Annotated in this window: 12 protein-coding genes; 8 read left to right on the top strand and 4 right to left on the bottom strand. The window is 63.2% G+C overall.

All coding sequences use genetic code 11. The features are described from left to right. Positions 1-11 precede the first annotated feature (11 nt). From AABA34_RS14470 to AABA34_RS14435, 8 genes are read left to right on the top strand one after another with little or no spacing between them, the layout of a single operon-like run. Positions 12-1,166, top strand: coding sequence for an acetyl-CoA C-acetyltransferase (locus tag AABA34_RS14470; RefSeq protein ID WP_034955219.1), 1,155 nt, complete (start codon positions 12-14; stop codon positions 1,164-1,166). Then, complete coding sequence (locus tag AABA34_RS14465) at positions 1,166-2,068, top strand: SDR family oxidoreductase (protein ID WP_034955217.1); 903 nt, start codon at positions 1,166-1,168, stop codon at positions 2,066-2,068. Before AABA34_RS14470 ends, AABA34_RS14465 begins: the two co-directional genes overlap by 1 nt. Before the next feature lies 1 nt (position 2,069). After that, a complete protein-coding gene (locus AABA34_RS14460; protein WP_034955215.1) occupies positions 2,070-3,125 on the top strand; it encodes an acyl-CoA dehydrogenase family protein in 1,056 nt (351 codons plus the stop codon). Further along, on the top strand, positions 3,122-4,300 hold the full coding sequence (locus tag AABA34_RS14455; protein ID WP_034955212.1) for an acyl-CoA dehydrogenase family protein: 1,179 nt from the start codon (positions 3,122-3,124) through the stop codon (positions 4,298-4,300). The genes AABA34_RS14460 and AABA34_RS14455 overlap by 4 nt, the downstream gene beginning before the upstream one ends. Continuing rightward, a complete protein-coding gene (locus AABA34_RS14450) occupies positions 4,297-5,079 on the top strand; it encodes an SDR family oxidoreductase (RefSeq protein WP_034955210.1) in 783 nt (260 codons plus the stop codon). The genes AABA34_RS14455 and AABA34_RS14450 overlap by 4 nt, the downstream gene beginning before the upstream one ends. A 2-nt stretch (positions 5,080-5,081) precedes the next feature. Beyond that, a complete protein-coding gene (locus AABA34_RS14445; protein ID WP_034955208.1) occupies positions 5,082-5,543 on the top strand; it encodes a MaoC family dehydratase in 462 nt (153 codons plus the stop codon). Between the two features lies 1 nt (position 5,544). After that, on the top strand, positions 5,545-5,919 hold the full coding sequence (locus AABA34_RS14440; RefSeq protein WP_034955206.1) for a nuclear transport factor 2 family protein: 375 nt from the start codon (positions 5,545-5,547) through the stop codon (positions 5,917-5,919). 1 nt (position 5,920) lies between these two features. Then, on the top strand, positions 5,921-7,462 hold the full coding sequence (locus tag AABA34_RS14435) for a FadD3 family acyl-CoA ligase (RefSeq protein ID WP_034955204.1): 1,542 nt from the start codon (positions 5,921-5,923) through the stop codon (positions 7,460-7,462). Between the two features lie 9 nt (positions 7,463-7,471). Here AABA34_RS14435 and AABA34_RS14430 read toward each other — a convergent pair whose 3' ends face one another. The 4 genes from AABA34_RS14430 to AABA34_RS14415 form a co-directional block, all read right to left on the bottom strand. Further along, on the bottom strand, positions 7,472-8,431 hold the full coding sequence (locus AABA34_RS14430) for a flavin reductase (RefSeq protein WP_034955203.1): 960 nt from the start codon (positions 8,429-8,431) through the stop codon (positions 7,472-7,474). A gap of 182 nt (positions 8,432-8,613) precedes the next feature. After that, positions 8,614-10,152, bottom strand: a complete 1,539-nt coding sequence (locus AABA34_RS14425; protein WP_034955201.1) for an aromatic ring-hydroxylating oxygenase subunit alpha — start codon at positions 10,150-10,152, stop codon at positions 8,614-8,616. A 29-nt stretch (positions 10,153-10,181) separates the two neighbouring features. Then, on the bottom strand, positions 10,182-11,432 hold the full coding sequence (locus tag AABA34_RS14420; RefSeq protein ID WP_034955198.1) for a cytochrome P450: 1,251 nt from the start codon (positions 11,430-11,432) through the stop codon (positions 10,182-10,184). 159 nt (positions 11,433-11,591) lie between these two features. Further along, positions 11,592-12,386, bottom strand: coding sequence for a mechanosensitive ion channel family protein (locus AABA34_RS14415; protein WP_084155784.1), 795 nt, complete (start codon positions 12,384-12,386; stop codon positions 11,592-11,594). Positions 12,387-12,391: the final 5 nt, after the last annotated feature.

Below are 12,391 nucleotides of genomic sequence, written 5' to 3'. Positions count from 1 at the left end.
ACGTTTGAAACATGGCAGAAGCCTACATAATCGACGCTGTGCGCAGCCCAATGGGCCGCAAGAAGGGCACGCTTGCCACGCTCCACCCGGCAGACCTTGCCGCGCATCCGATCAGGGAACTTTTCGCGCGCAATGATGTCGATCCTGGCGCGGTGGACGATTGCGTCTGGGGCTGCTGCGACACGATCGGGCCGCAGGCAGGCGATATCGGCCGCACCGCATGGCTGGTGGCGGGTCTGCCGCAACACGTCCCCGGCACGACGGTGGACCGCCAGTGCGGCTCCAGCCAGCAGGCCGTCCATTTCGCCGCGCAAGGGGTGATGAGCGGGACGCAGGATCTGGTCGTTGCCGGGGGCAGCCAGGCGATGAACGCGATCCCGATTTCGGCCGCGATGTATGCGGGCCAGCCCTATGGTTTCGACAATCCGTTCAACACCTCTCCCGGCTGGATCGCGCGTTATGGTGACGGCATCCTCAACCAGATCGCCAGCGCGCAGATGATCGCGGACAAGTGGGAAATCAGCCGCGAAGCGATGGAGGAATTCGCCTGCGCCTCGCACGCCCGCGCCCATGCTGCGACCACCGGCGGTGCCTTTGCGCGCGAGATTGCCCCGCTCGAAGGCTTGGCCGAAGACGAAACGATCCGCGCCGGCACCACGCTGGAAGGGCTCGCCGCGCTCAATCCCGTGGGCGGCGAAGGGACAATCACTGCCGGGGTCGCCAGCCAGAATTGCGACGGTTCGGCGGCACTGCTGATCGCGGGCGAACAGGCGGTGAAGGATCACGGCCTTGAGCCGCGCGCCCGCATCCATCACCTGTCCGTGCGCGCCGATGACCCGGTGTGGATGCTGACCGCGCCGATCCCGGCAACCCGCTTCGCGCTGCACCGGGCCGGGCTTTCGGTCGACGATATCGACCTGTTCGAATGCAACGAAGCCTTCGCCAGCGTCCCGATGGCGTGGATGAAGGAACTCGGCATTCCGCATGAAAAGGTCAATGTGCGTGGCGGCGCGATCGCGCTTGGCCATCCGCTGGGGGGAACCGGCGCACGTCTGATGACGACGCTGCTGCACGCGCTTGAGGATACCGGCGGGCGTTATGGCCTCCAGACCATGTGCGAAGGCGGCGGTCAGGCCAATGTCACCATCATCGAGAGGTTGAGCTAATGGGAATCTGCGACGGACGCACCGTTATCATCACCGGCGCCGCGCGCGGGCTGGGCCGGGCCTATGCGCTCGCCTTTGCCGCCGAAGGGGCGAATGTGGTGGTCAACGACATCGGCACTTCGCTGGGCGGCGAAGGGCGCGACACCAGCGCGGCGGACGGTGTGGTCGAAGAGATCAGGGCCGCAGGCGGTCAGGCCATCGCGAACTATGACGACGTGACCGATTGGGACGCGGCAAAGCGCATTGTCGATGCGGCGATCGAGGGTTTTGGCGACCTGCATGTCGTCGTCAACAATGCCGGGATCGTGCGCGACCGGATGTTCGTTTCAGCGACCATCGAGGAATGGGATGCGACCATGCAGGTCCACCTGCGCGGCCATTTCTGCATCAGCCGCCACGCGGTGAATTACTGGCGCGCCAAGCAGAAGGAAGGCGGCAATCCCGATGCCCGCATCATCAACACCACCAGCGGCGCGGGGCTTCAGGGCTCTATCGCGCAGGCGGCCTATTCGACCGCCAAGGGCGGCATCGCCTCGCTCACGCTGGTGCAGGCGGCGGAGCTTGGCCGGTATGGCATCACCGCCAACGCGCTCGCCCCGTCGGCCCGCACCCGCATGACCGAACAGGCCTTTGCCGAAAAGATGGCGACCGAGGGCGAGGCGTTCGACGTGATGGACCCGGCCAATATCGCACCGGCTGTCGTCTGGCTGGGCAGCGATCAAAGCGCCGATGTCACCGGCTGCGTCTTCGAGCTCGAAGGCGGCAAGATCATGATCGAGGACGGCTGGCGCGAAGGGCCGATGATCGACAAGGGCGCGCGCTGGAACCCGGCGGATGTCGGCGAAGCGGTGCATTCATTGCTCAAGCAGCGGGTTGAGCCGCGCAAGGTCTGGGGGACCTGACATGGATTTTGTCTTCACCGAAGAACAGCAGATGATCGCCGAAACCGCTCAAGGTTTCTTCGGCGAGAACGCGACCAGCGACCGCACCCGCGCAGCGATGGCGGGCGACGGGGTGGATCGCCAGTTGCACCGCGATTTCTGCGAGGAACTGGGTCTTGGCGGAGTGATCGTGCCCGAAGAGCTGGGCGGAGTTGGCCTTGGCTATGTCGAAATGGCGATCGTCGCCGAAGCGGCAGGGTACAATGTCGCCGCCATGCCGCTGCTGGGTATCAACATCGCCGCCGCCATGATCGCGGCGGGCGGAACGGATGCGCAGAAATCCGATCTGCTGCCCGCTATCCTTGCGGGCGAGAAAATTGCCGCCGCTGTCGGCAACGACACCGTGAGTCATGATGGCGACAAGATCAGCGGCCGGTTCGAATTCGTGCCGCATGGCAATGTCGCCGATGTCTTCATCCTTGCCCATCCTGATCAGGCATGGGTGGTTCACGCCGATACGCCCGGCCTTTCGATCATCACGCACACCACCATGGACCAGACGAGGCCGCTTGCCACGCTGGTGCTTGATGGCGTGGCGGGAGAGCCGCTGGCCGATACGCAGGCTGCGATCACCGCCAGTCAGCCTGCAGCGTGGATCACGCTTGCGGCCGAGGCGCTGGGCGGCGCGCAGGCGTGCCTTGATCGCACCGTCCGCTATGCCAATGAACGCGTGCAGTTCGGGCGTCCGATCGGTTCGTTCCAGGCGTACAAGCACCGGCTGGCCGACATGATGATCGAAATCGAACAGGCCCGCAGCGCGGTGTACTGGGCGGCCTGCGCCAATGACGAAAACAGCGACGATCCGCAGCTCGCGCTGCACGCTGCCAAGGCGTTCTGCGCTGACACTTTCTTCAAATGCGCAGCCGACATGATCCAGTTGCACGGCGGCATCGGCTTTACATGGGAACATGACGCGCATCTGTTCTTCAAGCGTGCGCGTTCGATCCAGACCTTGCTGAAAGACGGGAACTGGCACCGCGAGCAGGTGGCGAAGCAAATTCTGGGAGAGGTGGCATGAAGCTTGGCTTTACACCGGCGGAAGAGGAATTCCGGGCCGAGGCCGCCGACTGGCTGAACGCGCAGATGGCCGGCGAATTCGCTGACATCAAGGGGATCACCACGCTCACCGAAAAGGCCGAGCGCCGCAAGGAGTGGGAACAGCATCTGGGCGAACACGGCTGGTCGTGCATCGGCTGGCCCAAGGAGTGGGGCGGGCGTTCCGCCACGCTGGCCCAGCAGGTGATCTTTGCCGAGGAATATGCCCGCGCAGGCGTTCCGGGCCGGGTCAACCACATCGGCATCGAACTGGCCGGGCCGACCCTGCTGGCGTTTGGCTCAGAGGAGCAAAAGCGACGCTTCCTGCCCGGCATCGCGGCGGGAAAGACGATCTTCTGCCAGGGCTATTCCGAACCCAATGCCGGTTCCGACCTGTCGGCGGTGCGTACCAAGGCGCGCCTTGATGGCGGGGAATGGGTGGTCGACGGGCAAAAGATCTGGACCAGCCTTGCGCATATTTCCGACTGGATCTTCGTTGTCGCGCGCAGCGAGGAAGGATCGAAAGGCCCCAAGGGGCTGACGTTCCTGATGATGGAGATCGACCAGCCGGGTATCGAAATCCGGCCGATCAAGCAGATCAACGGCGATGCCGAATTCAACGAGACATTCTTCGACGGTGCGCGTTGCCCCGAAGATAGCCTTATCGGCGCTGTCGGCGATGGCTGGCGCGTGGCGATGGGCCTGCTCAGCTTCGAACGCGGCGTTTCGACGCTGGGCCAGCAGATGGCGTTCCGCAACGAGCTGGATGAAATCATCGCCGCGGCCAAGGCCAATGGCGCGGCCCATGATCCGCTGATCCGGCAACGTATCGCCAAGGCTGAAATCGGCCTGCGGCTGATGCGTTACGGCGCGCTCCGCATGCTTTCGACCACCGATCACAGCAAGGTCGACGGGGCCGCGCTGACTTACAAGATCCAGTGGGCAAGCTGGCGCCGCAGCCTTGGCGAACTGGCGATGGACGTGCTGGGTCAGGCTGGCGAAATCACCGACAATCCCGAATATGAATGGAGCGTTCTGCCCAATCTCTTCCTCTATTCGCGCGCCGACACGATCTATGGCGGCACCAACCAGATCCAGCGCAACCTGATCGCCGAGCGCGGGCTGGGCATGCCCCGCGAACCGAGGGGGGACAAATGACACTGACACCGCAATATCCCCCCGCCCGCGATCTTTTGAAGGGCAAGACCGTCGTCGTGACGGCGGCTGCCGGTACGGGCATCGGCTATGCCGTGGCCAAGCGCGCCGTCGAGGAAGGCGCGCAAGTCCTGATCAGCGACTTTCACGAGCGCCGCCTGGGCGAAGCTGCCGATCGCATCGCGGCCGAAACCGGGGCCGCTCGTCCGCTTACCTGCCTTTGCGACGTCACGCAGCAGGATCAGGTCGACAGCTTGCGCGATGCCGCGCTGGCTGGGCTTGGCCATGTCGATGTGCTGATCAACAACGCCGGGCTGGGCGGCGAAGTGCCGGTGGTCGACATGACCGATGATCAATGGCACCGCGTGCTCGACGTGACGCTCAATTCGGTGTTCCGGATGACCCGCGCTTTCCTTCCGGCGATGCAGGAGCGGCAGACCGGGGCAATCGTCAACAATGCGTCCGTGCTCGGCTGGCGCGCGCAAAAGGGGCAGGCGCATTACGCGGCGGCAAAGGCCGGGGTGATGGCCTTTACCCGCTGTTCGGCGGTGGAGGCGGCAGAACACGGGGTGCGCATCAATGCCGTGGCGCCTTCGATCGCCATGCACGCCTTCCTTGCCAAGGTGACGACGGAAGACCTGCTGGCCGAACTGTCGGCCAAAGAGGCGTTTGGTCGTCCGGCGGAAGTCTGGGAAGTCGCCAACGCGATGATCTTCCTCGCATCCGATCTTGCCAGCTACATGACGGGCGAAGTGCTGTCCGTCTCCAGCCAGAGGGCCTGACGATGGCGACAGTCTTTGAAAGCCCGCGCGATCTCATTGGTGCCGAAGGCACGCAGCTTGGCCCGACCGGCTGGCTCCGCATCACGCAGGACCGGGTCGACGGCTTCGCCGAAGTGACCGAGGATCGCCAGTGGATCCATGTCGATGTCGAGCGCGCAAAGGACGGCCCGTTCGGCGGGACGATCGCGCATGGCTATCTCACCATGAGCCTCGTCAACTTCTTCCTGCCGCAACTGATTGAAGTGCGAGGCTTTTCCCACGCGGTGAATATCGGCGCCGACGGTCTGCGGTTTCTCAGCCCGGTAAAGGTCGGCAGCAACATTCGCGGCGTGGGCGAGATCGTGAGCGTCGAGGAAAAGAAGGGCGGATACCAGTCGGTTGTGCGGGTGACTGTCGAGATCGAAGGCTCCGACAAACCGGCCTGCGTGGTCGATACGATCAGCCGCTATTACCCGGAGAACTGACATGCCCGACGCAGCGCAGATGGAAGCGGCGGTCAAAGCCTATGTCGATTGCTACAACCGGGCGGATCTCGACGGGATCGTCGCAATCTTCGCTCCGGATGCGCGGGTGGAGGACCCGGTCGGCAGTCCGGCAAAGACAGGGCATGCGGAAATTCGCGAGTTCTTCGGCGCAGGTATCGCGATGGGCGCCAGGCTGGCGCTCGACGGCCCGGTGCGCTGCGTCGCCGATCACGCGGCCTTCGCGTTTCATGTGACGCTCGATTGGGAAGGGCAGGCAACGCGCATAGACGTGATCGACGTCTTCCGCTTCGATGAAAACGGCAAGGTTGCCGAAATGCGCGCGTTCTTCGGCCCGGAAAACATGGGTCCGGGCTGAAATGAGCGAAAACCTGCCTTTGACCATCCCGCATGTCGCGCAAGCCGCGGCGCGCAATTGGGGCGATCAGCCTGCCTTGCTCGAACAGGGCGAAGAGTGGTCGTTCGCCGAGCTGTGGGACCGTTCCCGCGCTGCCGCATCGGCCTTTATCGCGGCGGGCATGGGCAAGGGCGACAGGATCGCGATCTGGGCACCCAACAGCCGCGAATGGATCGTCGCGGCGATCGGGGCGATGGCGGCGGGGGCGGCGATCGTGCCGCTCAACACCCGGCTGAAAGGGCGCGAGGCGGGCGACATCCTGCGGCGGACGGGGGCGCGGCTGCTGCTGACTGTCGGTGAATTCCTGGGCACACGCTACCCCGATTTGATCGCTGCTGAGGATCTCCCGGCGCTGGAACGGACGATCCTGCTGGACAGCGATTGGGACGCTTTCGTCGACTCGGGCAAAGGCGCAGGCGATCCGGCGGTTACTGAAGCGCTGGCGCGTCTCGCACCCGGCGATATCTCGGACATCATGTTCACCAGCGGCACCACCGGTGCTCCCAAGGGCGTCATTTCCACTCACGACCGGATCGTGCCGATGTTCCGCCACTGGGTCGAAGTCATGGGGCTGAAGGCGGGCGAGCGATACCTCATCATCAACCCGTTCTTTCACAGCTTCGGGTTCAAGGCGGGCTGGGTCGCCGCGCTGATCGCGGGCGCGGTGATCGTGCCGATGGCCAGTTTCGACATCCCGCAGGTGATCCGCCATATCGAGCAGGACCGGATCAATTTCCTGCCCGGCCCGCCCACGATCTACCAATCGCTGCTGGCGGCCAAGGCGCAGACCGATTTCGACACGTCGAGCCTGCGCGGCGCTGCCACCGGCGCGGCCAGCGTGCCGCCCGAACTGATCCGCCGGATGCGCAGCGAACTGGGCCTTGTCGATACCGTCACGGCCTATGGCATGACCGAATGTTCGACCATCACATCGTGCCGCCGGGGCGATGATGCCGAATTGATCGCGACCAGCGTGGGCAAGGCCATCCCCGGTCTTCAGGTCCGGATCACCGGTGAGGATGGGCAAGAGGTCGCGCGCGGCGAGACGGGCGAAATCCATGTGCGCGGCTATGGTGTGATGGCAGGCTATCTCGACGATCCCGAAGCCACCGCCGAGACGATCGACGCCGACGGCTGGCTGCACACGGGCGATGTCGGGGTTATGGACGAAGACGGATATGTCCGGATCACCGACCGGCTGAAGGACATGTACATCTCGGGCGGGTTCAACTGCTATCCGGCCGAGATCGAAAAGCTGCTTTCGGAAAACCCCGAGGTCGGAATGGTTGCCGTGATCGGTGTGCCGGATGATCGGATGGGAGAAATCGGCAAGGCCTTTATCGTGCCGCGTCCGGGCGCTTCGCCGGATGCGGAAGGGCTGGCCGCATGGGCCCGCGCCAACATGGCGAATTACAAGGTTCCGCGCATTTTCGAGATCGTCGAAAGCCTCCCGCTCAACGCTTCGGGCAAAGTGCTCAAGACCGAATTGCGCAAGACGGCCTAGGCTTTTCTTCTAGTTGTCACGCCAGCCGATCGGGACGTCCTGACCGGTCAGTTCGATCAGCCGCCTGAGAACGCGTTTTGTCTCCGCCAGTTCGGCCTGCGTGAAATGATTGGCGAGGTCGGCCTCCAGCCCTTTGCCGAAGGCGAGCGTCTCGACGAACAGTTCCCTTCCCTTCTCACCCAGATCGTAGCGATCATCGGTTTCGACCAGCAATCCCTTGCGGGTCATCAGGTCGAGCAGCCGCTTTGACGGGGCGTGGCCGGTGTGGACTAGCCGGGTTCCCAGTTCCTGCTGACCCAGCGGTGCCTCCATGCTCAACACCGCCAGCGTCAGATATTCCTCCATCGACGATCCCAGTTGTTCCAGCTTTTCCCGCGTCGGGCGCGATGTCTGGAAATGCGCGCGCGAGATCAGGTAAAACAGGAAATCGTCGCTGAAACGGCCATGTTCGGTGTCCACCGATTCCGTGGCTTCGCCGCGTGGACGCGGGCGGCGTTCGGCATAGCTGCCGGCATGGAACAGCAGCGGTGCCTCGTCACGGGTTTCGAAATCGATCACTTCGCCGACAAGGATCACATGGTCCCCGCCTTCGTACAGGTGGCGGGTCTTGCACTGGAACAGCGCGGCGTGCTGATCGAAGACGGGAGAACCCAGAGCGCCTTCGCGCCATTCGATCCCGTTGAACTTGTCCTCCCCCGAACGGGCAAAGCGGTTGGAGAGGTCTTCCTGCGATGCAGCAAGGACGTGAACCGCGAAATGGCCGCTTTCGCAGAAGGTGTCGCAAGACAGGCTTTTCTTGGCCAGCGACCACAGTACCAGCGGCGGTTCGAGGCTGACCGAATTGAAGCTGCTGGCAGTGACTCCCACGGGCTGACCGGCCGCGTCCATTGTTGTCGCGATTGTCACCCCGGTCGCAAACGATCCAAGCGCGTTGCGAAATTCCCGTTGCAAGGCCGCCGCATCTGTCATTTCACCCTCTCCCGATGCGGGGAATTTATCATATGCGGATAAAATGACAATCAGAAATGCGCAAACTAACGCCCATATCTGATTTCAGGATCACTTTGCGTAAGATTATGTGGGAAATTCGGGATGGGAGAGGCGCGCCGCCGATCTGCGGCGCGCCGATGCCGCCCTTTCCATTCCGATGCCTAGCGCGACAGGTGCTCGTTCAGCAGCTTGTGAAAGTGCCGGATCTTTGTCTCGCCGTAATTGGCGAAGACGATCTCTTTCGACTTGATCGACTTCATGCCCTTTTGCACATGCGGAAGGTTCACCACGTCCTGATTGAACACCTTGGCCAGCATGCCGAGTTCGGGCGCGTCGCAATAATCGTCATCGAAATCGAGCCAGTGCACCGGGGCCGGGGCAGGGCGCGGCTGACCCTTGGCGACGGGCAGCATGAACATGATTTCGTGGATGCATTCCTCCGGATTGTCGCCGTTGGGGCGGAACCGGTAGAAGATCGGATCGAAGCATCCCCACGGGCTGATATTGGGGAACAGGTTGTAATAGATCGTGTCGACGAATTCGGCGTCGCTGATCTCGTCCACCTCGTCACCCAGGCTTTCGCGCCATTGCTCGCGCATCTGATCGGCCATCGCCTTGCGCCGTTCGGGCACGGGTCCGGTGGTGGTGGGGTCGATCTCCTCCTCCCAGCCTTCGGGCAGGCGCCCGCCCACCCAGTCGCACAGCTGGATGTCGGCGTGGTCAAGCTCGCCTTCGATATGGTGCGCGGCGTGATCGAAAATGCCGGTGCGCCCGTCGCGCGCGGTCACTTTCACCCGGTCTTCGCCGAGCCGTTCATAGACATTGCCCGACAGTGCATGGCGCACCTTGGCATAGGTTTTCGCGCCTTCCAGCGGCTCTGCCACCAGCGCCGGATTGACATGCGGGCTGAGCATCCCGTTGGGCGAGATCGCGCGGGAAAGGTTGCCGAACACGTCGTACTTGCTGTTCGCATCGCCCATCACGTCGAGCAGCGTCGGATGCGTGGCGACCACGTGATAGGCCTCCATGAAAGCCTCCTGCGCCACCTTCCAGTTGCAGCGCAGCTTCTTGGCGACATGCACCGCCTTGTAACGGCGTTCGAACGGGATCGGTTGGAAATGCCGGTCGATATCGCCGAGAAAATCCTCGAAGGGCTCGGCATTGTCGTCCGGGTTGATGAACACCCATCCGCCCCAGCGCCCGACCTTGACCGGCGGCAGGCTGTGGGTCTTCTCGCTCACCGTAGGGAAATCCCACTGGCACGGCACTTCCTTCAACTTGCCGTCGATCTTCCAGCCCCAGCCGTGGAACGGGCAGCGGAATTCGTGAACTCCCTTGGCATCTTCGGTCAACAGCGCGCGGCCACGGTGAAGGCAGGCGTTGGGGAAGGCCTTGATCTCGTCTGGCGCGGTACGGACGATGATGAAGGACAGATTGGCGATGTCATAGACATGGCTGTCGCCGACATTGGGAATGTCGTCTTCGTGGCAGGCCATCTGCCACACCTTCTTCCACAGCCGTTCGACTTCCAGATCGAAGAAATCGCGCGAGTAATAGATGCTCGGGTTCACGATGGTCGGCCCGGCGGGCATCGGGCTGTCCTCGCGGAAGCGCGGCGGCACCTGATGCGTGTCCATGTCGAGCAATTCGTCGTAGGTGATCCCTTTCGACCGGTTCGTCCCCGTCAGCGTTTCGACCATTTTCTCTCTCCCGTAAGTCTGTCCCCGGCTCAGGCCGGATCGAAATGGAGCCGCAGCGTCTGCATCCCGCGCAGGATGTGGCTGGCGGCGAACTGGAACGGATTTTCCGGATCGGCGAAGCGCAGGTTCGGCAGCCGCTCCAGCACGATCGGTAGCGCCGTCGCCATCTCCAGCCGCGCCAGATACATGCCGAGGCAGGTGTGGACGCCGGCTCCGAAGGCGATGTGTTCGCGCACGTTCTCTCGCGCCACGTCGAACTTGTCCGGGTCGGCGAACTTCGCCGCATCGCGATTGGCTGAGCCGTAACGCAGGAGCATCGGCTCCCCGGCCTTGAGCGCGACACCGCCCAGCACCGTATCCTCCTTCACCACCCGCCACATGTTGTGCGAGGGCGAAAGGTGGCGCGCGGTTTCCTCGACCCAGCCGGGGACAAGCGTCTTGTCCGCCATGATCGCTGCCATTTGCGCCGGATTGGCGAGCAATTGCGCGACGGCATAGGCCAGCGCGTGAGCGGTCGCCTCCTGCCCGGCGGTGAAGATCTGCTGGATGATCGAATAGACCTCGGAATCGTCCAGCGGGCGCTCGCCATCGTCGGTCGGCATGCGCGCGGCGATCAGGTCTGACACGACATCATCGCCCGGATTGGCTCGCCTTTCGGCCATGATCGCGCGGAAGTAATCCTGCATGGCGATTTCGCTACGGGCGAGATCGGCGCGCTCTTCGGGCTTGGCATTGCCGTTGAGGCGCAGGATCGCACAGCGCACCCAGCCCTGGAACATCGGCAGGTCTTCGCGCGGCACGCCCAGCACGTCGGCGATGACGATGCCGGGCAGCAGCTCGGCAAATTGCGATTTGAATTCTACCTCGCCCGCATCGGCAAAGGGATCGATCAGGCTGTTGGTGACTTCAGCGATATAGGGCGCCATCGCGTTGATCCGTTTCAGCGGCAGCGCATGCATCGCGATCCGTTTGTAACGCGTGTGCATCGGCGGATCGGCGGTGAGCAGTGTGTCGCGCCGTTCCAGCCCCTTGGCGAGGATCGCTTCCTCTTCGGGGTCAAAACTGCCCGATCCGCCCGAACTCAGCAGCGCGGAAAAATCGCTGGAGAAGATCTTGGGCTTCTTGTTGACCTCAAGCACCAGATCATAGGTCGATACCGAGACGATGCCGGTTTTCGGATCGCGGAACACCGGCGCCTCTTTGCGCAGGCGATCGTAATAGGGGTAGGGGTTCTGCAAATTCTCCGGGCTGGTCGCATCAATCCGTTCAAGCGCTTCCATCGGGCATCCCTCCAAAACTGGATGCCAGCGCACAGGGCACACTTCCTCACGCTGGCAATGGAGCGCAATCTGGAACGAAGACGGGGGGTGCGACCTTGACCTGGATCAAAAACCGCCCTCTCAAAAATGAGAGCGCCGGTGGCGCTTGGCAGGGGGTGATCAGCCCTTGGAATAGACGAAGGAACCGATCGCCGTAGTGATCGCGTTCTCTATCTCGCCCGCATCACCCGGTGCCGCGCTGACCGAAACCTCAAGCCGAATGCGGCCGATATCGCTTGTCATGAAGGCGATACGGGGGCGCGATTGATCGCCTGTCGTGGGCGCGAACCCGGCTTCGGTCATCGCTGCGGCTGCGGTTTCTTCCAGCTCCCCATGGCGCGAAAACAGGTCAAAAGCGGTTTCGAATGTCAGGGTAAAGACATGTTCGGCTGTCGATCCCGCCTTGCTCAGCACGCGGGCGGGCTGGCTGAACAGCAGGCTGTGCGGGATCATCACCGACTGGCGCGATGCCCGGATCGAACCTGTGCGCGCATCGACGGCGCGGATGCGGGTCGACAACAGGCTAATATCGACCACTTCGCCGCGGTGTTCGCCGATCTCGATCAGGTCGCCGATTGTGTAGGCGCGGGTGAATGTGCGGAAGGCCGATCCCGAAAGGCACAGGATCAGTTCCTTGGTCGCGATCACGATGGCAACGGCAACCGCGGTGACCGACAGGGCGAAAGTGCGCAATTGCGGCGCCCAGATCATCAGCAGCCCGACAATCGCGACGAGCACCAGCCCGTTGCGCACATTCGCGGTCCATCGCCGGGCGATCTGCGGGGTCAGATCGTCCTTCGACCTGAGCGCCCGCCCGGTAAGCCACCATGCGACCAGCAGCGTCGAAATCAGCGCAATCGATGCGAGCACGTCCGGCATGGATGACTGCGGGGGCAGCAATGGGTCTAGGGTCATGGGGG

The sequence above is a fragment of the Erythrobacter sp. Dej080120_24 genome, from assembly GCF_036322605.1.
Classification (GTDB): domain Bacteria; phylum Pseudomonadota; class Alphaproteobacteria; order Sphingomonadales; family Sphingomonadaceae; genus Erythrobacter; species Erythrobacter aurantius.
The sequence above is the reverse complement of the archived record's forward strand: the minus strand, read 5'-3'. Positions and strand labels throughout refer to the sequence as shown.